General features: G+C 68.4%; 25 protein-coding genes, 1 tRNA gene and 1 riboswitch. Of the genes, 5 read left to right on the top strand and 21 right to left on the bottom strand.

Features of this window, described 5'->3' with window-relative positions:
- Positions 1-74 precede the first annotated feature (74 nt).
- The 5 genes from AC07OA_RS06620 to AC07OA_RS06600 form a co-directional block, all read right to left on the bottom strand.
- Positions 75-1,229, bottom strand: coding sequence for an isovaleryl-CoA dehydrogenase (locus tag AC07OA_RS06620; RefSeq protein WP_494662996.1), 1,155 nt, complete (start codon positions 1,227-1,229; stop codon positions 75-77).
- A gap of 78 nt (positions 1,230-1,307) precedes the next feature.
- Complete coding sequence (spmX, locus tag AC07OA_RS06615; RefSeq protein WP_494662995.1) at positions 1,308-2,591, bottom strand: lysozyme-family localization factor SpmX; 1,284 nt, start codon at positions 2,589-2,591, stop codon at positions 1,308-1,310.
- A gap of 172 nt (positions 2,592-2,763) precedes the next feature.
- Entirely contained in the window at positions 2,764-4,218 is a 1,455-nt protein-coding gene (gene mgtE / locus AC07OA_RS06610; protein WP_494662994.1) for a magnesium transporter, read from the bottom strand.
- Positions 4,219-4,361: 143 nt separating this feature from the next.
- Positions 4,362-4,446, bottom strand: a tRNA-Leu gene (locus AC07OA_RS06605).
- A gap of 85 nt (positions 4,447-4,531) precedes the next feature.
- Entirely contained in the window at positions 4,532-4,783 is a 252-nt protein-coding gene (locus AC07OA_RS06600) for a FliM/FliN family flagellar motor switch protein (protein ID WP_012287186.1), read from the bottom strand.
- Positions 4,784-4,853: 70 nt separating this feature from the next.
- Between AC07OA_RS06600 and lipB the strand changes: the two genes are divergently transcribed.
- The gene (gene lipB / locus AC07OA_RS06595; RefSeq protein WP_494662993.1) at positions 4,854-5,579 is read left to right on the top strand and encodes a lipoyl(octanoyl) transferase LipB; all 726 of its coding nucleotides are present in this window, start codon (positions 4,854-4,856) and stop codon (positions 5,577-5,579) included.
- Here the strand turns inward: lipB and AC07OA_RS06590 are convergent.
- The 4 genes from AC07OA_RS06590 to AC07OA_RS06575 form a co-directional block, all read right to left on the bottom strand.
- A complete protein-coding gene (locus AC07OA_RS06590; protein ID WP_494662992.1) occupies positions 5,576-5,983 on the bottom strand; it encodes a DUF805 domain-containing protein in 408 nt (135 codons plus the stop codon). The two genes, lipB and AC07OA_RS06590, sit on opposite strands and share 4 nt — an antisense overlap.
- 67 nt (positions 5,984-6,050) lie before the next feature.
- Positions 6,051-6,449, bottom strand: a complete 399-nt coding sequence (locus AC07OA_RS06585; protein ID WP_494662991.1) for a DUF805 domain-containing protein — start codon at positions 6,447-6,449, stop codon at positions 6,051-6,053.
- Positions 6,450-6,490: 41 nt separating this feature from the next.
- Positions 6,491-8,488 carry an acetyl-CoA carboxylase biotin carboxylase subunit gene (locus tag AC07OA_RS06580; protein WP_494662990.1) on the bottom strand — a complete coding sequence of 666 codons (1,998 nt, stop codon included), beginning with the start codon at positions 8,486-8,488 and terminating at the stop codon, positions 6,491-6,493.
- Between the two features lie 178 nt (positions 8,489-8,666).
- The gene (locus AC07OA_RS06575) at positions 8,667-9,239 is read right to left on the bottom strand and encodes a DJ-1/PfpI family protein (RefSeq protein ID WP_494662989.1); all 573 of its coding nucleotides are present in this window, start codon (positions 9,237-9,239) and stop codon (positions 8,667-8,669) included.
- A gap of 125 nt (positions 9,240-9,364) precedes the next feature.
- Here AC07OA_RS06575 and msrB point away from each other — a divergent pair, with 125 nt between their 5' ends.
- Positions 9,365-9,847, top strand: a complete 483-nt coding sequence (msrB, locus tag AC07OA_RS06570) for a peptide-methionine (R)-S-oxide reductase MsrB (RefSeq protein WP_494662988.1) — start codon at positions 9,365-9,367, stop codon at positions 9,845-9,847.
- 104 nt (positions 9,848-9,951) lie between these two features.
- Here the strand turns inward: msrB and AC07OA_RS06565 are convergent, their stop codons facing one another.
- From AC07OA_RS06565 to AC07OA_RS06545, 5 genes are all read right to left on the bottom strand, one after another.
- A complete protein-coding gene (locus AC07OA_RS06565; protein WP_494662987.1) occupies positions 9,952-10,368 on the bottom strand; it encodes a hypothetical protein in 417 nt (138 codons plus the stop codon).
- Positions 10,369-10,458: 90 nt separating this feature from the next.
- Positions 10,459-10,845 (bottom strand): hypothetical protein, encoded by a 387-nt coding sequence (locus AC07OA_RS06560; RefSeq protein ID WP_494662986.1) that lies wholly within the window; start codon positions 10,843-10,845, stop codon positions 10,459-10,461.
- A 15-nt stretch (positions 10,846-10,860) separates the two neighbouring features.
- On the bottom strand, positions 10,861-11,286 hold the full coding sequence (locus AC07OA_RS06555) for a hypothetical protein (protein ID WP_494662985.1): 426 nt from the start codon (positions 11,284-11,286) through the stop codon (positions 10,861-10,863).
- 530 nt (positions 11,287-11,816) lie between these two features.
- Positions 11,817-12,437 carry a hotdog domain-containing protein gene (locus tag AC07OA_RS06550; RefSeq protein WP_494662984.1) on the bottom strand — a complete coding sequence of 207 codons (621 nt, stop codon included), beginning with the start codon at positions 12,435-12,437 and terminating at the stop codon, positions 11,817-11,819.
- 101 nt (positions 12,438-12,538) lie between these two features.
- Positions 12,539-13,318 (bottom strand): DUF2461 domain-containing protein, encoded by a 780-nt coding sequence (locus AC07OA_RS06545; RefSeq protein WP_494662983.1) that lies wholly within the window; start codon positions 13,316-13,318, stop codon positions 12,539-12,541.
- A 134-nt stretch (positions 13,319-13,452) separates the two neighbouring features.
- Here AC07OA_RS06545 and AC07OA_RS06540 point away from each other — a divergent pair, with 134 nt between their 5' ends.
- Entirely contained in the window at positions 13,453-13,806 is a 354-nt protein-coding gene (locus AC07OA_RS06540; RefSeq protein ID WP_494662982.1) for a SnoaL-like domain-containing protein, read from the top strand.
- A gap of 62 nt (positions 13,807-13,868) precedes the next feature.
- Here the strand turns inward: AC07OA_RS06540 and AC07OA_RS06535 are convergent, their stop codons facing one another.
- The 3 genes from AC07OA_RS06535 to AC07OA_RS06525 form a co-directional block, all read right to left on the bottom strand.
- Positions 13,869-14,024 carry a hypothetical protein gene (locus AC07OA_RS06535; protein ID WP_494662981.1) on the bottom strand — a complete coding sequence of 52 codons (156 nt, stop codon included), beginning with the start codon at positions 14,022-14,024 and terminating at the stop codon, positions 13,869-13,871.
- Positions 14,014-14,520: an ATPase gene (locus tag AC07OA_RS06530; protein ID WP_494662980.1), complete on the bottom strand. Its 507-nt coding sequence runs from the start codon at positions 14,518-14,520 to the stop codon at positions 14,014-14,016. Before AC07OA_RS06530 ends, AC07OA_RS06535 begins: the two co-directional genes overlap by 11 nt.
- Positions 14,521-14,582: 62 nt before the next feature.
- Positions 14,583-14,936 (bottom strand): DUF1428 domain-containing protein, encoded by a 354-nt coding sequence (locus tag AC07OA_RS06525; protein WP_494662979.1) that lies wholly within the window; start codon positions 14,934-14,936, stop codon positions 14,583-14,585.
- A gap of 181 nt (positions 14,937-15,117) precedes the next feature.
- On the opposite strand from AC07OA_RS06525, the gene AC07OA_RS06520 reads away from it, so the two are divergent.
- The gene (locus AC07OA_RS06520; RefSeq protein ID WP_494662978.1) at positions 15,118-16,113 is read left to right on the top strand and encodes a hypothetical protein; all 996 of its coding nucleotides are present in this window, start codon (positions 15,118-15,120) and stop codon (positions 16,111-16,113) included.
- Positions 16,114-16,116: 3 nt separating this feature from the next.
- Here the strand turns inward: AC07OA_RS06520 and AC07OA_RS06515 are convergent, their stop codons facing one another.
- The 3 genes from AC07OA_RS06515 to AC07OA_RS06505 form a co-directional block, all read right to left on the bottom strand.
- A complete protein-coding gene (locus AC07OA_RS06515) occupies positions 16,117-16,623 on the bottom strand; it encodes a hypothetical protein (RefSeq protein WP_494662977.1) in 507 nt (168 codons plus the stop codon).
- Positions 16,624-16,698: 75 nt separating this feature from the next.
- On the bottom strand, positions 16,699-18,534 hold the full coding sequence (gene thiC / locus AC07OA_RS06510) for a phosphomethylpyrimidine synthase ThiC (RefSeq protein WP_494662976.1): 1,836 nt from the start codon (positions 18,532-18,534) through the stop codon (positions 16,699-16,701).
- A gap of 75 nt (positions 18,535-18,609) precedes the next feature.
- Positions 18,610-18,717: riboswitch (TPP riboswitch) on the bottom strand.
- Between the two features lie 26 nt (positions 18,718-18,743).
- Entirely contained in the window at positions 18,744-19,262 is a 519-nt protein-coding gene (locus AC07OA_RS06505; RefSeq protein WP_494662975.1) for a MarR family winged helix-turn-helix transcriptional regulator, read from the bottom strand.
- A 77-nt stretch (positions 19,263-19,339) separates the two neighbouring features.
- On the opposite strand from AC07OA_RS06505, the gene AC07OA_RS06500 reads away from it, so the two are divergent.
- Complete coding sequence (locus AC07OA_RS06500) at positions 19,340-20,710, top strand: serine hydrolase domain-containing protein (RefSeq protein ID WP_494662974.1); 1,371 nt, start codon at positions 19,340-19,342, stop codon at positions 20,708-20,710.
- Between the two features lie 4 nt (positions 20,711-20,714).
- Here AC07OA_RS06500 and ypfJ read toward each other — a convergent pair whose 3' ends face one another.
- Positions 20,715-21,563 (bottom strand): KPN_02809 family neutral zinc metallopeptidase, encoded by an 849-nt coding sequence (ypfJ, locus tag AC07OA_RS06495; protein ID WP_494662973.1) that lies wholly within the window; start codon positions 21,561-21,563, stop codon positions 20,715-20,717.
- Between the last annotated feature and the right edge of the window lie 6 nt (positions 21,564-21,569).

Genomic DNA, 21,569 nt, shown 5'->3' with positions numbered 1-21,569 from the left:
CCCCCCCCCCCCCCCCCCCGCGGCGGCAAGACCCCCTCCGACCCTCTGGGCCACCTCCCCCAGAGGGGGAGGATTTAGCCTCCCACCAGCTCCCGCCCGATCAGGAACCGCCGGATCTCGTTGGTCCCCGCGCCGATGTCGTAGAGCTTGGCGTCGCGCAGGAAGCGTTCCACCGGCCACTCCTTGGTGTAGCCCGCGCCGCCCAGGGCCTGGATGGCCTCCAGCGACACCTTCACGGCGTTCTCGGACGCCATCAGGATCGCGCCCGCCGCGTCGAACCGCGTGGTCTTGCCCGCGTCGCAGGCCCGCGCCACGGCGTAGACATAGGCCCGGGCCGAGTTCAGGGCCACGTACATGTCGGCCACCTTGCCCTGCATCAGCTGGAACGAGCCGATGGCCTGGCCGAACTGCTTGCGCTCGCGCACATAGGGCAGCACCATGTCGAGGCACGCCTGCATGATGCCCAGCGGACCGGCGCTGAGCACGGCGCGTTCGTAGTCGAGGCCGCTCATCAGCACGCCCACACCGCCGCCCACCGGACCCAGCACGTTCTCTTCCGGAACCTCGCAGTCCTCGAACACCAGTTCGGCGGTGTCGGACCCACGCATGCCCATCTTGTCCAGCTTCTTGGAGACGCTGAAGCCCTTCATGCCCTTCTCGATCAGGAAGGCGGTGATCCGGCGCTCGTCCGTCTTGGCGTAGACCACCAGGGTGTCTGCGTGCGGGGCGTTGGTGATCCAGAACTTCGTGCCGTTCAGCACATAACGGTCGCCGACCTGCTCGGCCTTCAGCTTCATCGACACCACGTCCGACCCGGCCCCGGCCTCGCTCATGGCCAGCGAGCCGACGTGCTCGCCGCTGATCAGCTTGGGCAGGTAGCGCTGCTTCTGCTCCGGATTGGCCCAACGGCGGATCTGGTTGACGCAGAGGTTGGAGTGGGCGCCGTAGCTCAAGCCCACCGAAGCCGAGGCGCGGGAGACCTCCTCCATGGCGATCACGTGCTCGAGATAGCCTAGGCCCAGGCCGCCGAACTCTTCCTCGACCGTGATGCCGTGCAGGCCCAGGTCGCCCATCGGGACCCACAGGTCGCGCGGGAAGGTGTTGGTGGCGTCGATCTCGGCGGCGATCGGGGCGATGCGGTCGGCCGCGAAACGGGCCGTGGTGTCGCGGATCGCGTCGGCCGTCTCGCCCAGCGCGAAGTCCATCGAGGGTGCGGTTTGGTTCGTCATGGGCAAGTGCATAGCACAAACGCCCGCGGATCAAGCAGACCCGCGGGCGTTCCATGCGTCGATCCCGATGATCGGGGTCTAGTCTTCGTTCTGCGGCTCGGGATCGCCCAGGTGGCGCATCAGGAGATAGGCCGAGGTGGCGAAGCAGATCATGCCGATGACGCTGGCGCCCCAGCCGAACATGCGCACGGCCGAGAAGCCCTCGTCGCCGCCCACCGCCAGGTTCCAGACGATGCCGCCGCCGAACAGGCCCAGGCCCAGCAGGCCCAGGCTGACCAGCAGGGTCACGCCGCCGAAGGCGTGCGGCTGGGCCTCGCCGAACGAGACGTCCTGGGGTTCCAGGTCCACGCCGCCGCTGGTGGAGAAGCCGCCCAGATTGAACAGCGAGCCGCCAGTCGTCGGACGAACCGCCTCGAACAGGGTGGGCTCGGCGGCGGCCGGGGCCTCCGCCACGGGCTGAGGCGTCGGGAAGGTCGGTTCGGCCGGCGCGGGCTCTTCCGGCGTCAGGCGGAACGGCGCGACCGGCTCGGCCGAGGGCTCCACCGTCAGGGGTTCGGGCGTCGGATAGACGAAGGGCGACGGCGCGGCGGCGGCCGGAACCGGCGGCTCGGGCAGGACCAGGTCCTGGGCGGGCGCCGGAGCCGCCAGCGGCCGCACGGGCGCGACCGGCGCCTCGTCGGGCAGGATGGCCTCCAGGCGCGCGCCCACGGCGGCGGCGGCCTGCTCGCTGGCGCTGGGACCGACGCCCGGCAGCACCGGCGTGGCGGTCGCATCGCGCAGGGCCACGGCCTTGTCGCCTTCCAGCGGCGTGGTGATCGCTGTCGGCGTCTGGACCGGCACCAGGTTGCTGGCGTCGTGGTCGATCTTGGGACGCAGGACCGAGCTGGGCGCGGCCACCCAGTCGCCGTCGGTCGGCGTCAGGAACAGGGCCCGCTCGGCCGCGCGGCGGCGCACCAGGGCGTCGATGACGATCCGCTCGCCTTCGAAGTCGGCCTTGCGCCACAGCTCCATGGCGCTGGCGGCCTGCAGCAGCCCGCCCTCGTTCAGGCGGCGCAGCACGGCCGAGCGGATGAAGTTCTCGGTGCCGATGTTGAAGGCGAAACAGACCAGTGCGTCGAACTGGTTCTGGTTCAGCGGCGTGTAGGTGTTCTCGTTGACCGCATGGGCTACCGTGATCAGGTCGTAGAGCAGCAGGGCCTCGGCGTCCTGTTCCGAGACAGAAGCCCCGGCTCGGGCGGTCAGGGTGTGGCCATAGCCCAGCGTCCAGCGGCCGTCGGGCAGCTGCGCGGCTTTCATCCGATAACCCTCGAACCTCTTGATGAGATCGACGGCGGCGCGGGAGACCTGATAGCGCGGTTTCATCGCCAAGAATGACCCAGTTTGAGACAGACGCGGATGCGTTCGAGGTGCTCCGCGCAAGATGGGCGCCGTTCGCGCCACTTGCCGGGCCTTCTGGCCCGCTCTTGTCGAAACAAACGCCGCGCCTAGCGGATTCGCGCCGCCGCGTCCGGGTCGACCGTCTCTTCCTACACCCTCAGTGCAACAGCAGCGCCGCGATCAGCAGCACCGCGAAGAAGCCGGTGAAGTCGGTCAGGAAGGTCACGAAGATCGACGACGACACCGCCGGGTCGCGTCCCATCTTGGCCAGGGCCAATGGCGCCAGCACCCCGCCGGCCGCGGCCGTGAAGATGTTGGTGATCAGGGCCAGGGCCACAATGATCGCCAGCTTGCCGTGATGGTCGGCCGGACCGAAGAACAGATAGGTCGCCGTGCCCATGACCACGGCCAGGGTGCAGCCGTTGACCACGCCCACCAGGAGCTCGCGCAGGATGATCCGGCGGGCGTTGGCCGTGGTCAGCTCCTTGCTGGCCAGGGCGCGCACGGCCACGGCCAGGGTCTGGGTGCCGGCGTTGCCGCCCAGGGACGAGACGATCGGCATCAGGATGGCCAGGGCCACCAGCTGGGCGATCTCGCCCTGGAACACGGCCACGCCGCTGACGGCGATGGTGGCGGTGACGAGGTTCAACAGCAGCCACGGCAGGCGCGCCCGGACGATCTCCACGACATTGGCGTCGCGGCCGGCGTCGCTCACCCCGGCCAGGGCCAGGATGTCTTCTTCCGCCTCTTCGCGGATGACGCCGACGATGTCGTCGACGGTGATCTGGCCCACCAGCCGCCCGCCGGCCTCCACGACCGGGGCGCTGATCAGGTGGTACTTGTCGAAGATGTAGGCGACCTCTTCCTGGTCCATGTCGACGGTGATCTCGGTCACCGGCTCCATGATCTCGGCCAGGGGCGTCTCCAGCTTGCTGGTCAGCAGCAGGCTGATCGGCAGGGCGCCGACCGGCGTATAGGCCGGATCGACCACATAGACGTCGAAGAACAGCTCAGGCAGGTGGTCGCCGAACTCGCGCACGTGGTCGATGGTCTGGCCCACGGTCCAGAACTGGGGCGCGGCCAGGAACTCGCGCTGCATCAGGCGGCCGGCCGTCTCGTCCTCGTAGGATAGGGTGGTCTCGATGGCCGCGCGGTCGCCCTCGTCCATGGCGGCCAGAACCTGGGCGCGCTTGCCCTCGTCCAGGTCGTCGATGACGTCGGCGGCGTCGTCGGAATCCAGTTCCTCCAGCGCCTTGGCCAGGGTGTCGGACGGCGTGGCTTCCAACACCTCCTCGCGCAGGTTGTCGTCCAGCTCGGCGATGATCTCGCCCAGCCATTCCGGATCCAGGACCGGGATCACCTCTTCGCGGTAGCCGGCCGACAGGAAGCCCATCAGGTCGGCGACGTCGGCGGGCTCCAGCGCATGGACCAGCTCGCGCAGGCGCGCGGTGTCGCCGCGGTCGGCCGCGTCGATGACCATCTCGACGTATTCGGGATTGAGGGCGTAGTCGTCGCCGAGGGCGAGGTCTTCCAGATCCTCGACCGCATCCGGCTCGGGGATGTTCAGGTTGTGGCGCGGGTCTTCGGTCAGGTCGGCTGTTTCCCGGGACATTGGGACCTCCTGAGTTCGTAAGACGTGCGTCCTGCGCGTTGACCTGAAGCTGCGAAGGGCCAAGCCCTTCCCCGGAAATGGTTAGAGCGCCCCTGACGAGTCGGAAACCGATTTCGCCGGAAGCGCTCTAGCCGTTGTCACCTTGGTGCGGTCGAGAAGACTCGAACTTCCACGGGTTGCCCCACAGCGACCTCAACGCTGCGCGTCTACCAATTCCGCCACGACCGCTCGTGGTGAGGCGCGGCAGGTAGCAAACTGAGTCCGATTTGGAAAGCGCGAAGTTCGGAAATGCCGAACCGCGCTCTATTGGCCGTTAGGAGCCGCCGGCCATGTAGTCGTAGACGTCGGCGGCGCGGGTCACCTGGATGGCGATGCGGTCGTCGCTGATCTGGATCTCGCCCCGGGCGATGGGGTGGTTGTTGGCCAGGATCCAGACCTCGTCGTTGGTCTTGGCGTCCAGCGGGATCACCGCGCCACGGCCCATGCGCAGCAGCTGCTGCATCGGCAGGATCGAGCGTCCCAGAAGAACGGAAATCTCGACATTGACGGCGTTGACCTGGCTCACGAAGTAAGTCCCTGGATTTCACACGCGACCACGCTCGGTCGCGCGCCATCCGATGCAAGACTAAGGCCGCATGCTTGATCGCCCGTTAACCCCTGAAAACAAAGCGCTTCCGCGACTGGAGAGCCTGGACGGCCCGCCCGTGGGGTGGGCGGTTTCGACCGGGTACGTGCCCTACCCGGCAGCCGTTGCCGCCATGGAGGCCCGCGCCGCCGCCATCGCCGAGGGTACGGCGGGCGAGCTGGTGTGGCTGCTGGAGCATCCGCCGCTCTACACCGGCGGGGTCTCGGCCAAGGCCACGGACCTGATCGCGCCCGACCGGTTCCCGGTCTTCGCCAGCGGCCGGGGCGGCCAGTACACCTATCACGGCCCCGGCCAGCGGGTGGCCTATGTGATGCTGGACATGACCAAGCGCGGCCGCGACGTACGCGCCTTCGTCGAGGCCCTGGAAGCCTGGATCATCGACGCCCTGGCCGCCTTCAACGTGACGGGCGAGATGCGCGAGGGCCGGGTCGGGGTCTGGGTCGAGCGCAAGGGTCCGGGCTGGTCGCGCGAGGACAAGATCGCCGCCATCGGGGTGAAGCTGCGCAAGTGGGTCAGCTTCCACGGGATCAGCCTGAACGTGGAGCCGGACCTGGAGCACTTCACCGGCATCGTGCCCTGCGGCCAGACCGAGCACGGCGTCACCAGCCTGGTGGACCTGGGCCTGCCGGTGACCATGGACGAGGCCGACGAGGCCCTGCGCGCCAGCTTCACGCGGGTGTTCGGCCCGGTGGAAGCCGCCGAGCCGCCGGTCTAGACCGAGGCCGTCGCCGGTTTCAGCGGGTTGGGGCCGTAGCGGTTGGCCCCCTGCTCGCCCGGCATCACGCCCAGCTCGACGATCGCCCAGACCACGACGGCGGTGAACACGAAGTCGAAGAAATGCTTGGGCGTGGGCCAGATGGCGACCACCGATAGCAGGATCAGCGCCGCCCACCAGCCCGACCGCCCCCGGTCGTGCAGGCGCCGCGACAGCACGCAGGTCGCGAAGAACAGCAGCGGCGGATAGATCACCCAGCCGGTCAGCAGATGCAGGGTGATGTCGAACGACTCGTAGCAGACCGCGAAGACCAGCAGCGCCGCCGTGGCCATCAGGAATGGCCCCCGCGCCGTCCGGCCCTGCGCCGAGACGAACAGGTCCCACCACTCCGCGCGATCGTTCATTCAGGAAGGCCCCTCAAGTCTGGCCCCGAACCTAAGCCGCGTCGCGGCACGACGGAAGACCCAGCCCCTAGGCGAAGACGTCCGCCAGCGCCGGATCGCCGCCGCCGATGCCCTTGGGCGACGGCCCGAAACGGTTGTGGCCCTGAGTACCGTCCAGAATGCCCAGGTTGATCAGGCTCCAGAACCCGCCGACGATGGGGATCAGCGTCAGCAGCAGCCACCAGGCGCTCTGGTTGCGGTCGTGGCAGCGCTTGGCGCCGATCGCCAGGCTGGGCCAGGCCATCAGCAGGCTGACGCCCAGTTGCACCAGCGTCGACTCCGTCGACTCCTTGGTGATGTCGACGCCGAAAGCGGCCGCCAGGATGTAGGCCACCAGCATGACGGCCCCGACCAGGAGGCTCATCAGCCAGTAGTCCCGGCGGCGCAGGCGGCCTTGGAACGAGAACAGCTTCTGCGTGATGGTCATCGAATCTCTCCCCCAACTCAACGTTGGGGAGATCAGCACGCCTAGGCGAACTCCACCAGCACCTCGTCGGCGGCCACCGGGTCGCCGCCCTTGGCGTTGACGGCTTTCACCACCCCGTCGCGCTCGGCGCGGATGATGTTCTGCATCTTCATGGCTTCCAGCACGCAGACGACTTCGCCCTCGCGGACCTGCTGGCCGGCGGTGACGTCCATGCTGACCACCAGGCCCGGCATCGGCGACAGCACCAGCTTGGAGGTGTCGGCGGCCTGCTTCTCGGGCAGCTTGTCGTGCAGCTCGGCGCTACGCGGGGTCAGGACCAGCACCTTGGCCTTGGCCGCGCGGTGGCGGATCACGAAGCCCTCGGCGGCGGGGGTCACCTGCACCGTGAAGGCCTTGCCGCCCAGCGTGCCCTTGAACACCGGCTTGCCCGGACGCCAGTCGACGGTCTCCAGCCGGAGGGTGCGCCCCTCGCCGGTCAGTTCGACGGTCAGGCCGCCGTTCTCGCCCGACAGCTTCACCGGTCGCTTGGCGTGACCCACGGCCACCACCCATTCGGTGCGGACCGGGTTGGACAGGCCCGCGTCGGTGTTGCGGGCGCGAGCGGCATAGACCCGCTGCATGGCCGCACCCACGGCGGTCAGGATGTCGACCTGCTCGGGCGTGGGCTCGACGCCTTTGAAGCCCTCGGCGAACTCGTCCTTGATGTAGTTGGTCGAGATCTTGCCCGAGCGGAAGCGCTCCTGGTCCATCACCGCGGCCAGGAACGGGATGTTCTGGCCCAGGCCCTCGATGTGGAAGTCCTCCAGCGCCCGGCCCATGCCGTCGATGGCGCCCAGGCGCGTCGGGGCCCAGGTGCAGAGCTTGGAGATCATCGGGTCGTAGTACATCGAGATCTCGTCGCCCTCGCGGACGCCGGCGTCGTTGCGGACCTTGTAGTCGCCGTGCTCGCCCTCGGCGGGCGGGTCGTAGCGGACCAAGCGGCCGATGCTGGGCAGGAACTTGCGGTAGGGATCCTCGGCGTAGATGCGGCTTTCGATGGCCCAGCCGTTGATCTTCAGGTCGCCCTGGCCGAACGCCATCTTCTCCCCGTAGGCCGAGCGGATCATCTGCTCGACCAGGTCCAGGCCCGTGATCAGTTCGGTGACCGGGTGTTCCACCTGCAGGCGGGTGTTCATTTCCAGGAAGTAGAAGCTCTTGTCCTGGCCGGCCACGAACTCCACCGTGCCGGCGCTATCGTAGTTCACGGCCTTGGCCAGGGCCACGGCCTGGGCGCCCATGGCGTTGCGGGTGGCCTCGTCGAGCAGCGGGCTCGGCGCCTCCTCGATGACCTTCTGGTTGCGGCGCTGGATCGAGCATTCGCGCTCGAACAGGTGGACCACGTTGCCGTGCTTGTCGCCAAGCACCTGAATCTCGATGTGGCGCGGGCTCTCGATGAACTTCTCGATGAAGATGCGGTCGTCGCCGAAGCTGGACTTGGCCTCGGCGCGCACGGCCGGGAAACCTTCCTCGACGTCCTGGCGGTTCCAGGCCACGCGAATGCCCTTACCGCCGCCGCCGGCCGAGGCCTTGATCATGACCGGATAGCCGATCTGCTCGGAGATCGTCACGGCGTGAGCGGTGTCGTCGATCTCGCCGATGTGGCCGGGCACGCAGGAGACGCCGGCGGCCTGGGCGAACTTCTTGCTCTCGATCTTGTCGCCCATGGCCTGGATGGCGCCGGGGTTGGGACCGATGAACACCACGCCCTCGTCGGCGCAGCGCTGGGCGAAGCCGGCGTTCTCGGACAGGAAGCCGAAGCCCGGGTGCACGGCCTCGGCCCCGGTCTGCTTGCAGGCGGCGATGATCTTGTCGGCCACCAGATACGACTGATTGGCGGGCGAGGCGCCGATGTGGACGGTCTCGTCGGCCATCTCGACGGCCAGGCTGTCGGCGTCGGCGTCGGAATAGACGACCACCGTCTTGATGCCCAGGCGGCGGCAGGTCTTGATCACCCGGACCGCGATCTCGCCCCGATTGGCGATCAGCAGCTTCTTGAACATCCCGGCAATCCCCTACGCGCGTCGTTGTCTTGTTGGATCACGAACTAGCAGGCCATTGGCGGTTTGCAACGGCGCCGCAGCGTGACCTAGGCGATGATACCGGTTTCCACAAACCGCCCTAACGATGAATGCCCATCCACCGCCGGGGCGGCGTTCGCGCGCGCAGCATGGCCCATGCCTAGCCGAACTCCCGCGCGAACATGGCCACGTACTCATCATGCTTTTCAGCCGCTTCCGGCGCGACCAGCCGAGCCACGGCGGCGCTGAAGGTCACCGGGGCCAGGCCCGAGGCCGTGACCAGCTTGCCGTCGGTCACCGCCTTGGGGGTGTCGACATAGCCCTCGGCGCCGGCATAGCCGGGCGCGACCTTGGCCAGCCAGTCGCGGTCGTTGGAGGTGTGGGCCTTGCCCGCCAGCAGCCCGGCCCGGGCCACGGCCACCGTGCCGGCGCAGATGGCGGCGACGATCTTGCCGTCGGCCAGGGCCTGGCGCAGCAGGCCGAACAGGGCGGGGTCGTCGTAGGTGGTCCAGGCGTCCGAACCGATCAGCAGGAAGACGTCGGCGTCCGACAGCACCGGGTCGGCGAACCTGTAGTCGGCCGCCGCTAGCACGCCGCCGATCGAGGTCTGCGGCTCGCCGTCCGGCGTGGCGATCTCGATCTGGACGCCATAGTACTCGCGCAGGGCGGCCAGCACCTGCCCCGCCTCCCAGTCGGCCCAGCCCGGTTGCAGGAAAGCGACGGCGATGGTCATGGCGGGGTTCTCCGGGACGATGGCGTGGAAACGCGAGCCCCCGCCTTATGCTCCGTTCGCCCGCGCCTTGTCAGCAACCGCCCGCCCCCTATCGGCGGACGGTCCGAATGCCTAAATTGCCGAGCATGACCGACACAGCCCACATCTCCGCCTCCGGCTTCGACCTGACCCCACCGACCGAGCCCGAACGCGAACGCCTGGAGGCCGACCTGACGGCCGAGGAAGCCCGCGTCCTGCTGCATCACGGCACCGAGGCCCCGTTCTGCGGCGGCCTGCTGGGCGAGAAGAACCCCGGCGTCTATTGCTGCCGCGAGTGCGGCCTGCCGCTGTTCGAGTACAGGACCAAGTTCGAGAGCGGCACCGGCTGGCCCAGCTTCTACGCTCCGTTCGACGAGGAGCACGTCAAGGAGGTGCGCGACACCTCCTACGGCATGCTGCGCATCGAGACGACCTGCGCCCGCTGCGACAGCCACCAGGGCCACGTCTTCCCCGACGGCCCGGCCCCGACCCGGCTGCGCTACTGCATCAATTCGGTGTCGCTGCAGTTCGTGAAGGCCGGCGATCCCCTGCCCGACCCGCTGCATCGGGGAGACAAGGTCAGCGCTTAGACCTGATCCGCTGGGGCCGGGGACATGCCCTTGCGGCGTGTCCCCACCGGCGGGCTCGGCGCTTGAATTTGGGGACACGCCGCGAGGGCATGTCCCCGATCCGCCTAACGCGCCACCGCGTTGCCGCCTTCGGTGACCAGCGGGTTGCTGTAGGTCAGATAGCCCCGCTCCACCATGCGCCGCATGGCCTCGTACACCTCGGCCAGTTCCTCGTAGGCCGTGCGCAGGGTCGCCAGGCGCGCCGTCTGCTCGGGCGTGATCGCCTGCCCGCCCTCGGTCATGGCCACGGCCTCGGCCACCCAGCGGGCCCGGGCCTGGGCGGCGGCCACGGCCATGCGCTGGAACTTGCCGGAGTCGCTCTTGCCGACCACCTGGGCGATCACCGCCGTATTGGATGCGAAGGCTGTGTAGTCGATCTGCTCCAGCTGGCCGCGCAGGCGGCGCTGGGTCTGGGGATCGGTGTCCTGCGGCTCGAAATGGTCGTGCGGACGACGAAAGCTGTTGGTCACGGTCGAGGACATGACGCTCTTTCCTGGGCTCCGCCTTGCTTGCGGATTGCCCCGGAGTCTGCGCCCGCCGCCTTAACGTCCGATTGAGACGCTCACCCTGCGTCAATCTGGGGTGAACAGGCCCTGCAGCCCCACGATCATGGCGATGATCCCGAACACCGCCAGCACCAGCCCCGGCCCCTGCGCCCCGCTGGCCGGCAAGTCCCTGTTCGCCAACCGGCCGGCCCGCAGCCGATCCCACAAGAGCAGCACGCCCACCGCGATGCCCACCACCTCGAAGTGGAAGACATGCGGACCGCTGATCAGGTGGACAATCAGGAAGTAGCCGCCGCACACCAGGGCGACCACGCCCACGATCCAGCGGAACGGGCCCAGCCGCTCGGCGAACCGGGTCAGGTTGTCGCCGGCGTTGGGGATCAGGGCCAGAAGCCCGATGGCCAGTAGGAAGCCGCCGAGGATGTTGCAGAGGTCGAGGAGGAGCGCGAGCATGGGTGGGGAATGCCGTCATGGCCAAGGACGTTCCCTGAGCGCCGCCTCTGTCATCTGGATCCGCGCCAGCCAGAGTTCGCGGTGGTCCTGCGGGTCATAGCCGACTTCCATCCAGCGCGGCGGCCGCCAGTTGGGGTCATCGTCGCCGCACCACTCCCTGTTGCTGCGCAGCGCCCGGACATAGTTCATGTGAACATCGGGCGGACAGCCACGCCGGCGACGGAACTCGCCCCGAGCCCTTTCGAGCGCGCGTCTCATCTTCGCGCGTATGCCCCTTTCCACCAAGGCAGCCGCCGCCAGCGCCTCCCGCTCGGCCTTGGCGGCGGCGCGACGCTCGGCCGGCGTGGGCTCGGGCGGCGGCGGACGGGGACCGCCCTGGCGGTGAGGCCTCAGGCTTTCCGGATTGCGGCGAGGGCTTGGGGTCATGGCGATCTCCTGCATCGGACGCACGGCTTCGCCTCCACGGGCCGGACGGCGCGCGGAGCGAGATGGAGAGGCGCGGGGCGCCGGGTCCCGCCCGGAGCAATGAAGCTAGTTACCGTTTCGACGAAGCCAGGACGCCCCGCGCGACCGTTATCCGCAAGGCCGGGGCGCGCGGGCCTTTTCCGCCCTTCACCCCACCCGGTGTTTCCTCCTGGATCTGTGCACCGCTTGATTTCAGAGGCGGGAGTGAGCCTAACGAGGACCGGAGCGAACCCCACGACGGGCGGCGATCCTCCGACGGACCGCCGATGGGCGGGCTTACGTCCCCCGCCCTCTGATTAAGCCCCGCCGGCCGTGCTCGCGCACCGCCGAAGGGCCCCGCTCGATCGCACCCGCCGCACGCATCGGGCCGGATCCAAGCGCCCTCTCCCCGCGACGGGATGGTCATGAGTATGCGGGGGCCCCGGAGGGCGGGGACAAGTTCGGTCGAAAAAAATGCAAGCGATTGAAATCGCGCAACTTCATTGGCTATCCGCTAGGGATAGACGTCACTGCTGCCCCGGCAACAGCTCCAGGAACAGCCCCTCGGCGTCGGCGCACAGGCGGTCGCCGTGCTTCAGCTCGCCGCGCACGATGCGCTTGCGGCCGTCGACGGACTCGATCCAGGCCGTGACCTCCAGCTCGACGCCTATCGGCGTGATCGAGCGGTAGTTCACGTGCAGATAGGCCGTGCGCGCCATGGTCCCCACGCCCGCATTGGCCGGGCCGCCCAGCACCTCGTCGAACAGCAGCGCCACCGCCCCGCCATGCGCCGCGCCGTTGCCGCCCAGGAAGTAGCGGCCGAAGATCACCTTGGCCCGCAGCGAGGTCTCGTCCTGCTCGACGATGGCGAAGGCGGGGCTCATCACCTGGCCGCGTCCGGGCGTGTCCTGGATCCGGCCGAACATCTGGGCGGTCTCGTCCACCCGCAGGGGCTGAAGACGCTTGGTCCAGGCGCGCAGGTCGCGGTCGAGGGCGGCGGCGGTCTCCTCGTCGAGGCTCGCACGGGCCAGGTCGTCCAGGAACCCGCGCAGGGTGTCGATCATCCCGGCATAGGCCGAGTCCGCCCCCAACGCGGCCGCCTCGCCCCGCAGCTTGCGAAGCATCGGCGGCGACCTATCCTGCGGCATGCCCTCTCCCTTCGGTTCGCGACCATCCTAGAGAGTGTCGCCCGCGCGCCGAAAGGGAAGCTTGCCGCGACGGGACACATGTCCGCCGTCGCGATGGGACCTCAGGCCAGGGCTTTCCAGCCGAAGTCCAGCAGCGGCCGCGCGTCGGCCACGAAGTCGGCAATGGCTTCGGGCAGATCGCCGCCGCCGATCTCCTCGCCGCTCAGCGACCGACGAACCAGCCAGCGGGTGCGCTTGAGGGCCGGCTCCAGCGACGTGCCGGCATGCTCTTCGAACCCCTTGGGCATGCGCTTGGTCGGATCGCCTGGCTCCAGCGGCAGGCCCTTGACGGCCAGATGCTTCTCCACCGCCAACCACGCCTTGGGGGCGGCGACGATGGCGTGACGGAAGGCGTCGATGTGGGGGCGTTCGGACAGATAGAAGCCCGCCGCCGCGAACGGTCCGGTCCCGGCGTAGCCCGCGTCGGCCTCCTGGGCGGACGGCAGGGTCGAGGGGTCCAGCGGGTCGATGGTCTCCGGGTCGAAGGCCGGATGGGGTCCGCCCTCCGGCTCGATATGCACATAGACCAGGCCCGGCGACAGTTTCTGGCCGTCTCGGGTCAATGTGGCCGAGACGTGGGTCTTGTAGGGCCGCTTGTCCTTGGAGAAGCGCACGTCGCGGTGGATGCGGAAGACGCTCTTCTTCGGATCGCCGGCCAGCGGCAGGCCGCGCGCGGCGAAGGCGTCGTTCAGGTCCGCGATCAGGGCGGCCAGGGTCGGCTTGAGGCGGTCGTCGTAGACGGCGCGGTGGGCGGTGAACCACTCGCGGTCGTTGTGCGCCGCCAAGCCCGTCAGGAAGGCGAGATCGGCGGGGGCGAAGCCGGAGAACGGGGCGTGAGTCATGACGGAAGGCTAGACCGGAACGCCTCGCCTGTCCCTGCTGACACCCGCTGTCAGCAACGCGCGCGGCGCGCCTTGCCGGCAGCTTCCGGCAGGCCAATGTCTGGTCTCCAAGCCACCTAAACTGGAGCACCATCATGACCGTTCACGAGATCGCCGCCGACCTGGTCGAAATGTGCAAGGCCGGCAAGTTCGACGAATCCGGCGAGAAATACTGGGCCGACGACGTGGTCAGCATCGAGGCCATGCCCGGCGACATGGCCCGCGTCGCCGGCAAGGCCGCCGTGCGCGGCAAGGGCGAATGGTGGGCCGCCAACAACGAGGTCCACGGCTTCGAGGTCACCGGCCCGTTCGTCAACGGCGACCAGTTCGTGGTCGGCTTCAAGATGGACCTCACGCCCAAGGCCACGGGCGAACGCATCACCATGGACGAGGTCGGCCTCTACACGATCAAGGACGGCAAGATCGTGGAGGAGCGGTTCTTTTATTGAGGCGCGAAGCCAGGTCGAAACATTGCTCGACTGAAGGGACTGATCGGAATCAACGCGCTTGATCAGTCCTTTTCGGGCGTCGCCTTCATTGCGTCGCCCGAGGGCTTGGGCTCGAAGCGACCCGCGCGCAAATATTCCGGTCCCTGGGTGGCGTCCCAGGTCGCCTCCTTGAGGGCGGTCTCGACGATATCGATCATCGACCGGGACTTAGCGGGCATCTTGGCTGCTTTCGACAAGTTCAATTCCTCGCTCATCGACCCTGTAATGGTACCACGCATCGGCCTGGGAGCGGTAGAGATCGCTGAACAGCACCCGACCTCTACCGTGTCGCCGCCGAATATCCGCCTCCGGGATGCCGTGCCCGCCAGCGGCGACCCGCCTCGCGACCCGAGCCACGGCGAAATCAGCGGAAACGACCTCGAGATAGTGCACCGTGATGAAATAGCCGCGTGCCCGCCAAGTGGCGAACTGGCGTGCGTAGCCCGCTGAAGACAGGGTGGTCTCAACTACGAAACTCATTCCCGCTTCGGATATCGCCCTCAGCCGCGCGATCAATTCCCGTCCGGCCAATGACGGCGTGGAAAAGCCCTCTTCACGTTGGATTTCGTCAGCGTTCAGAAAACGAGCGTCGGGATAGGCGGCCGGCAGAAGCCGGCGCGCCAAGGTCGTTTTGCCCGCGCCGTTGGCGCCGGCGATCAGCACGGCATCCGGCATTCCGCCCTCCCCGATCAGGAGTACGCACTATCGCACAGAGAGAACAAAACGAAAACACTAAACTAGTGCTCCACGAACGCCTTGAAGCCGCCGAAGATCATGCGCTTTCCGTCGAAGGGCATGTTGTCCATGTAGGATTTCAGGCGCTCGTCGGTCATGACCTTGGCCTGGATCTCGTCGCGCGAGGCCTTGTCCTTGTAGACGATCCACGAGAACACCACGATCTCGTCGTCGGTCGCCTGGACCGCGCGCGGGAACGAGGTCAGCTCGCCGTAGGGCGTGTCGTCGCCCAGCGTCTCCACATAGGCCAGAGCGCCATAGCCCATCCAGACCTCGCCGCCGAGCCTGGCCATCGCCTTGTAGTCCTCGATCCGGTCCTTGGGCACCGCGATCACGAAACCATCGACATAGGACATGACGTCCCTCCTGGGTTGTTGCCTCTTCAAGGACGCGGCGAACCGGCCCGTTCCGACACCGTCGCGAGAAAATCATCGTCTCGGAACCGGTTGCACTCAAGCGCGACCATGTCATGGTGCGCAACCATGTGGTGCGTCGGCTCACCATGAACGCTCCACGATCATGATCCGGAGACAGGCCATGGCGCCGATCAGAGGGTTCTTCGTGTGGGGCGGCGGGATGCTGCTGATCCTGGTCCCCTTCTTCCTGTTCGTGGCCCTGGGGTGGCCGGCCAACCCGGACTCCTGCACCAACATCAACAAGGACGGGGTCCAGGTGATCCCCTTCATCGAGGGCACTCGAACCCCGGACGTCGAGCATCCCGACACCTGCTATTGCGAGGCCTTCAAGGTCGACGACGTCAAGGAGGGCAAGCCGGGCATCCGGCAGATGACCAACACCCTCAGCAATTTCTACGCGATCTTCACCTCGCTGGGCGTGGTGCTGTGGATCCGCTGGGACCGCAAGAAGGTGCTGAACGACGGGGCGGAGGTGAAGAACGCCTTCTGGAGCGTCGAGAGCTGGATCCCCGAGGTCTATGTCTTCGCCGTGCTGTTCCTGGGGTTGGGCAGCATGTTCCTGCACGCCTCGCTGTCGAGCACGGTCAGCTGGTTCGACGGCATGTCGATGTACGTCTTCACCAGCTTCCTGCCGGCCTACACCCTGACCCGCCGGCTGAACCTGGGCTGGTGGTTCCTGGCGGTCTATCTGGGACCCGCCGCCCTGTTCACCGGCCTGAACGTCATCCCCGGCCTGGAGGACGCCTCCACCGTGCTCGTGGGCATTATCGTGGGCCTATACGCCGCGGCCGAGATCTTCGTGAAGGTCTACGACATCTACAAGATGGGTTGGGGGCCGTGGTTCGGGCGCCTCTACGACGGCCTGTTCACCAGCTACTGGATGTGGCTGCCGCTGATGTTCTGGGCGCTGGGCCTGGGCAGCTTCATCGCCGCCAGCCAGTTCCGCTCGGCCTCGCAAACCGGCTATCCGATGTGCCATCCCGACAGCTGGTTCCAGCCGCACGGCCTGCTGTGGCACACCCTGTCGGGCGTCATGGCGGTGATGCTGTATTTCTACTGGCGCGGCCTGCGCGACAACGAGATGCGCCAGATCGCCGGGACCACGACGATCAGCTGAGCCTCAGGGCTGGACCGTATAGCCCGCCGAGGGCGGCACCCAGAGCACGGTGTCGCCCATGTCGGGCTGGGCGACGCCGTTCATCGTCACCTCGGCGATCAGCCAGTCGCCGCTGCGGCGATAGGTGGTGCAGACCTCCTGACCCAGGGCCGCGCCCATCGATTGGGCGATCTGGGCGCGGATCGGCGCGGCGTCGGCCTCGGGGATGCGACGGCCCCGGAAGGCGATCTGGGCCTTGTCGATCCCCGACAGCGGGCCGCAGACCACGCCGCCCCGCACCGTCACCGGCGTGACCGTGGTCATGGTCACCGGCGGGTTGTCCTGCAGCAGCACCTCGGCCCGGTTCAGGATCGTGCCGTCGGCGGCGAAGCTGTAGCCGGCCAGCGACCGGCAGGTCTTGCGGACCGGATCGGGCCGATAGCACTGCAGGTCGCCGATCCGGGCCGGGGCCAAGGGATCGGCGGCGGGCGCGGCGGCCTGCAGGGCCAGGGTCAGGAACAGGGACAGCACCCGGGGATTCTCCGTTTTCAGGCCAGAGAGCCGGGTCGGGGGCTTGAGCACAAGCCCCCTGCGCCCCCGCCGCCCCTACTCCGTCTTCAGATAGATCTCAGACCCCTGTTCCTTGAACTTGTCGCTCATGGCGGCCATGCCCAGTTCGGCGTCGTTCGGGGCCAGGCCGGCGGCGAAGTCGCGGACCTCCTGGCTGATCTTCATCGAGCAGAACTTGGGACCGCACATCGAGCAGAAGTGCGCGGTCTTGTGCGCCTCCTTGGGCAGGGTCTCGTCGTGGAAGGCCCGGGCGGTCTCGGGATCCAGGCCCAGGTTGAACTGGTCCTCCCAGCGGAACTCGAACCGCGCCCGGCTGATGGCGTCGTCCCACATGGCCGCGCCCGGGTGACCCTTGGCCAGGTCGGCGGCGTGGGCGGCCAGCTTGTAGGTGATGACGCCGGTCTTGACGTCGTTGCGGTCCGGCAGGCCCAGGTGCTCCTTGGGCGTGACGTAGCAGAGCATGGCCGTGCCGAACCAGCCGATCATCGCCGCGCCGATGGCCGAAGTGATGTGGTCGTAGCCAGGGGCGATGTCCGTCGTCAACGGGCCGAGGGTGTAGAACGGGGCCTCGTGGCAGTGCTTCAGCTGCTCGTCCATGTTGGCCTTGATCTTGTGCATGGCCACGTGGCCCGGCCCTTCGATCATCACCTGCACGCCGTGCTTCCAGGCCACCTTCGTCAGCTCGCCCAGGGTGCGCAGTTCGCTGAACTGGGCCTCGTCATTGGCGTCGGCGGTCGAGCCCGGACGCAGGCCGTCGCCCAGCGAGAACGACACGTCGTAGGCGCGCATGATCTCGCAGATGTCCTCGAAGCGCTCGTAGAGGAAGTTCTCCTTGTGGTGGGCCAGGCACCACTTGGCCATGATCGAGCCGCCGCGCGAGACGATGCCCGTCACGCGCTTGGCCGTCATCGGGATGAACGGCAGGCGCACCCCGGCGTGGATGGTGAAATAGTCCACCCCTTGCTCGCACTGCTCGATCAGGGTGTCGCGGAAGACTTCCCAGTTCAGGTCCTCGGCCACGCCGTTGACCTTCTCCAGCGCCTGGTAGATCGGCACCGTGCCGATCGGCACCGGGCTGTTGCGGATGATCCAGTCGCGGATGTTGTGGATGTTGCGCCCCGTGGACAGGTCCATGACCGTGTCGGCGCCCCAGCGCGTGGCCCACACCAGCTTGTCCACCTCGTCGGCGACGGTGGAGAGCACCGCCGAATTGCCGATGTTGGCGTTGATCTTGACCAGGAAGTTGCGGCCGATCGCCATCGGCTCCAGTTCGCCGTGGTTGATGTTGGCCGGGATGATGGCCCGGCCGCGCGCCACTTCCTGGCGGACGAACTCGGGCGTCACGAAGTCGGGGATCGAGGCGCCGAAGTCCTCGCCGTCGCGCACGCACGGGCGGCTCTGCTCGCGGCGCAGGTTCTCGCGGATGGCGACATATTCCATCTCGGCGGTGATGATCCCGGCGCGGGCGTATTCCAGCTGGGTGACCAGCTTGCCTTGCGCGCCCTTGAAGATCGGCCGCTTGGCGGTGAATTGCGGAGCCAGGTGCTTGCCCTGGGCGAAGCCGTTGTCCTCGGGCTTCACCTCCCGGGGGTTGGCCACCAGCTCGACGTCGCCCCGGGCGACGATCCACGGCTCGCGCACGCGGGCTAGGCCCTGCTCGATGTCGATCTTGGCGTGGGGGTCGGTATAGGGGCCCGACGGGTCGTAGATGGTGACCGGCGGCTCGTTGGCGCTGGGGTGGACCTCCACCTCGCGGAACGGCACGCGGATGTCGGGGAACAGCTCGCCGGCCTGGTAGACCTTGCGCGAACCGGGGCGCTCCCCGGTCGGGATGGCCCCGATGGCGTCCTTGATGGGCAGTTGGATATTCATGGTCGGGCGCTCCTCAAGCGTGAAGGAGACCCGGACGTGTCGTGCTTGAGTCGGTTTACGGGCGGACTTCGAAAGCCTCCGACCGCGTTCCCTCCCTTCGCCGGCATGACCCGGATCAGGTTCGACGGGTCAGGGCGTTTGCCCAATCTCAGCCGCGCGAATGCGACCCCCCGGTGAACAGGGGGACACTAGGCGTGTTGATGCGAGGGTCAAGGGCGAGGCGTGTCCGTCGCCGCGAGCGCCCGCCTGGCGCGCTCCAGAATCGAGGCGCGGTCCAGGGCGATCTCCAGCCTTTCCAGGGCCGCGAGAGCGTCCACCGCCTCGGCGTTAAGTTCGACCGCCGCCGCCGACAGGGCGCGCCAGGCCGGTTCCAGCCGGCGAGTCAGGGCCGCGCCCTGGTCCGTGAGCGCCAGAACGCGGCTGCGGCCGTCGCGCGGATCGCGGTCCTCGCTCACCAGCCCCTCGGCCACCAGGGCCTGGCGCACCTGGCTGACCGCGACATGGGTCACCCCCAGGGCGGAGGCCAGATCCCCGACCGAGCGCGGCCCCTGCAGGGCCAGCTGGTTCAGCACGCCGAACCACCGCTGTTCGAACCGCACGTCCAGTTCCGCATAGAGCCGGCCGGCGTCGCGATCGATCCGCTCGGACAGACGGCGCAGCCTGGCCCCCAGCGCGGCCGCGCCGGAGCGGTGGGTGTAGTCGTCGGAGCCCGGCGTCTCGTCGGCCATTGACAATATCCGTAAGTGCTTACATTTCTCCACGAACGCTCTACAGGAGATCCCGGCGGATGAACAGGCGACATTTCATGGCCGGGTCGATCCTGCTGGCCGGCGGCCTGCCAGCGACGGGCGCCCTGTGCGCCGGCGACGAGCCCGCCACGGTCTGGTTCCGCCGGTGGCTGGCGGTGTTCAACGACGGCGACCCGGCCGCCTATCGGGCCTTCATCCAGGCGCGGCTGCCCGACGCCCTGCCCTATGCCGACGAGGACCTGGCCACGCGCGAAGCGTCCGGCGGCTTCACGGTGTTGCGGACCGAGCTCACCGGGCCGGGCGCGCTGACCGCCTGGGCCCAGGACCGGGCCTGGGACCGGTTTTCCAAGGTGGTGGTCACCGCCGGGACGGACGGCGGCCTGGTCGACATCGCCTTTTCCGGCGCGGCGCCGCCGGACGGGTTTCGGATCGTCCGCCTTGGCGAAACCCAGGCCGCCGCGGCCCTGACGGACAAGCTGGGGGTCGAGGCCAAGGCCGACCGCTTCTCGGGCGCGGTGCTGGCGGCGCAGGGCGACCGGGTATTCCTGCAAGAGGCCTATGGGCTGGGCGACCGCGCCCGACGCGCCCCGATCACGCCCGGCACGCGGTTCTGCATCGGCTCGATGGGCAAGATGTTCACCGCCGTCGCGATCCTGCAGCAGGTCCAGGCCGGGCGGATCGGCCTGGGCGACACGGTCGCCGCCTTGCTGCCCGACTATCCGAACGCGGTCCTGGCCCAGCGCCTGACCGTCGAGCACCTGCTGACCCACACCGGCGGCACGGGCGACATCTTCGGGCCTTTCCACGACGCCCACCAGGCGGAGCTGCGCACGGTGGCCGACTATGTGCGGCTCTACGGCCCGCGCGAGCCGCTGTTCGAGCCCGGCGCCCGGTTCGCCTACAGCAACTACGGCTTCGTCCTGCTAGGCGCGATCCTCGAGCGGGTCTCGGACCAGCCCTACGAGACCTATTTCGCCGAGCGGATCTTCCGCCCCGCCGGCATGACCGCCACCAGCCAGACGCCGCGAGACGGCGACGCCCTGCCCTATTCCGGCAGCGCCCTGGCCGGCCTGAAGCCGCTGACGCCCTATGTCGGCCTGCCGGCGGGCGGCGGCTATTCCACGGTGGACGACCTGCACGCCTTCGCCACGGCCCTGACCGGTCATCGCCTGCTGGACGCGGCCCACACCAAGCTGCTGACCACGCCCAGGGTCGAGGCCAGCGCCACCTCCCGCTGGGCCTTGGGCTTCCGGGTCCAGAGCCGTAACGGCGCGACGTTCTATGGTCACGGCGGCGGCGCGCCGGGCGTCAACGGCGACCTGGCGATCTATCCGGGCTCCGGCTACGTGACCGTCGCCCTGTGCAATCGCGGCCACCCGCAGGCCGTGAACCCGGCCGAATACCTCGGCAATCGCCTGCCGGCCTGACGCCCTAGAGCGTCCGCGCCGCGAAGGTGTCGCAGGCGCTAGGATCGCCCGCGTCATAGCCCTTGCCGAACCAGCGCATGCGCTGGGCCGAGGTGCCGTGGGTGAAGCTGTCGGGCATGACGCGGCCCTGGCTCTGTTCCTGGATGGCGTCGTCGCCCACGGCCGAGGCCGCGCCCAGGCCGTCCTCGATGTCGGCCTTGGAGATCTGGATGCCGCCGTTCGAGGCCTCGGGCGCGTGACGGGCCCAGACGCCGGCGTAGCAGTCGGCCTGCAGTTCCAGCCGCACCGAGCCGCTCTCGGCGCCGCGCGCGCCCAGGCGGCGGGCCTCCGCGGAAGCGCCGGTCAGGCTCTGGATGTGGTGGCCGATCTCGTGGCTGATCACATAGGCCCGGGCGAACTCGCCCTTGGCGCCGAAGCGGGTCTCCAGCTCGTTCCAGAAGGAGAGGTCCAGATACACCTTGTTGTCGGCCGGACAGTAGAACGGCCCCATGGCCGACTGGCCCGTGCCGCAGCCGGTGCCGGTGGCCTGGTCGTACAGCACCACCGCCCGGGGCGGACGATAGTTGACGCCGTGCTTGGCCAGCAGCGGACCCCAGACATCGGTGTTGGAGGTCTCGATCACGTCGACGAACTGGCCCTCGCGGTCGCTGACCTGGCCGCGCGCGCCCTCCTGGGCGGCGGGCTGCTGAACGCCGTTGACGACGCTCATCGTGGTGTCGGGATTGATCCCGAAGAAGAAATAGCCGACCGCCGCCAGCACCACCGCCCCGATGCCGCCGCCGGCCAAGCCGACGCCGCCCATGCCGCGCCGGTCCTCGATATTGCCTTCGCGGCGTCCCCCACCCCACTCCATGCGTTC

The sequence above is a fragment of the Caulobacter sp. GW821-FHT09B08 genome, from assembly GCF_059418225.1.
Note: the sequence above shows the minus strand (reverse complement) of the source record. Positions and strands in the feature narration are given on the sequence as shown.

What these genes read in the sequence shown, in the direction of transcription:
- AC07OA_RS06575 (WP_494662989.1), bottom strand. Translation starts at nt 9,239, where the DNA reads ATGACCATCGCCGTCGCTTTCCTGCAACCGGGCTGGGCCGACTGGGAG.
- spmX (WP_494662995.1), bottom strand. Translation starts at nt 2,591, where the DNA reads ATGAAACCGCGCTATCAGGTCTCCCGCGCCGCCGTCGATCTCATCAAG.
- lipB (WP_494662993.1), top strand. Translation starts at nt 4,854, where the DNA reads ATGCTTGATCGCCCGTTAACCCCTGAAAACAAAGCGCTTCCGCGACTG.
- AC07OA_RS06540 (WP_494662982.1), top strand. Translation starts at nt 13,453, where the DNA reads ATGACCGTTCACGAGATCGCCGCCGACCTGGTCGAAATGTGCAAGGCC.
- AC07OA_RS06505 (WP_494662975.1), bottom strand. Translation starts at nt 19,262, where the DNA reads ATGGCCGACGAGACGCCGGGCTCCGACGACTACACCCACCGCTCCGGC.
- AC07OA_RS06535 (WP_494662981.1), bottom strand. Translation starts at nt 14,024, where the DNA reads ATGCCCGCTAAGTCCCGGTCGATGATCGATATCGTCGAGACCGCCCTC.
- AC07OA_RS06590 (WP_494662992.1), bottom strand. Translation starts at nt 5,983, where the DNA reads ATGAACGATCGCGCGGAGTGGTGGGACCTGTTCGTCTCGGCGCAGGGC.
- AC07OA_RS06545 (WP_494662983.1), bottom strand. Translation starts at nt 13,318, where the DNA reads ATGACTCACGCCCCGTTCTCCGGCTTCGCCCCCGCCGATCTCGCCTTC.
- AC07OA_RS06580 (WP_494662990.1), bottom strand. Translation starts at nt 8,488, where the DNA reads ATGTTCAAGAAGCTGCTGATCGCCAATCGGGGCGAGATCGCGGTCCGG.
- msrB (WP_494662988.1), top strand. Translation starts at nt 9,365, where the DNA reads ATGACCGACACAGCCCACATCTCCGCCTCCGGCTTCGACCTGACCCCA.
- AC07OA_RS06530 (WP_494662980.1), bottom strand. Translation starts at nt 14,520, where the DNA reads ATGCCGGATGCCGTGCTGATCGCCGGCGCCAACGGCGCGGGCAAAACG.
- AC07OA_RS06560 (WP_494662986.1), bottom strand. Translation starts at nt 10,845, where the DNA reads ATGCTCGCGCTCCTCCTCGACCTCTGCAACATCCTCGGCGGCTTCCTA.
- ypfJ (WP_494662973.1), bottom strand. Translation starts at nt 21,563, where the DNA reads ATGGAGTGGGGTGGGGGACGCCGCGAAGGCAATATCGAGGACCGGCGC.
- AC07OA_RS06500 (WP_494662974.1), top strand. Translation starts at nt 19,340, where the DNA reads ATGGCCGGGTCGATCCTGCTGGCCGGCGGCCTGCCAGCGACGGGCGCC.
- mgtE (WP_494662994.1), bottom strand. Translation starts at nt 4,218, where the DNA reads ATGTCCCGGGAAACAGCCGACCTGACCGAAGACCCGCGCCACAACCTG.
- AC07OA_RS06620 (WP_494662996.1), bottom strand. Translation starts at nt 1,229, where the DNA reads ATGACGAACCAAACCGCACCCTCGATGGACTTCGCGCTGGGCGAGACG.
- AC07OA_RS06555 (WP_494662985.1), bottom strand. Translation starts at nt 11,286, where the DNA reads ATGCAGGAGATCGCCATGACCCCAAGCCCTCGCCGCAATCCGGAAAGC.
- AC07OA_RS06550 (WP_494662984.1), bottom strand. Translation starts at nt 12,437, where the DNA reads ATGCCGCAGGATAGGTCGCCGCCGATGCTTCGCAAGCTGCGGGGCGAG.
- AC07OA_RS06525 (WP_494662979.1), bottom strand. Translation starts at nt 14,936, where the DNA reads ATGTCCTATGTCGATGGTTTCGTGATCGCGGTGCCCAAGGACCGGATC.
- AC07OA_RS06585 (WP_494662991.1), bottom strand. Translation starts at nt 6,449, where the DNA reads ATGACCATCACGCAGAAGCTGTTCTCGTTCCAAGGCCGCCTGCGCCGC.
- AC07OA_RS06565 (WP_494662987.1), bottom strand. Translation starts at nt 10,368, where the DNA reads ATGTCCTCGACCGTGACCAACAGCTTTCGTCGTCCGCACGACCATTTC.
- thiC (WP_494662976.1), bottom strand. Translation starts at nt 18,534, where the DNA reads ATGAATATCCAACTGCCCATCAAGGACGCCATCGGGGCCATCCCGACC.
- AC07OA_RS06520 (WP_494662978.1), top strand. Translation starts at nt 15,118, where the DNA reads ATGGCGCCGATCAGAGGGTTCTTCGTGTGGGGCGGCGGGATGCTGCTG.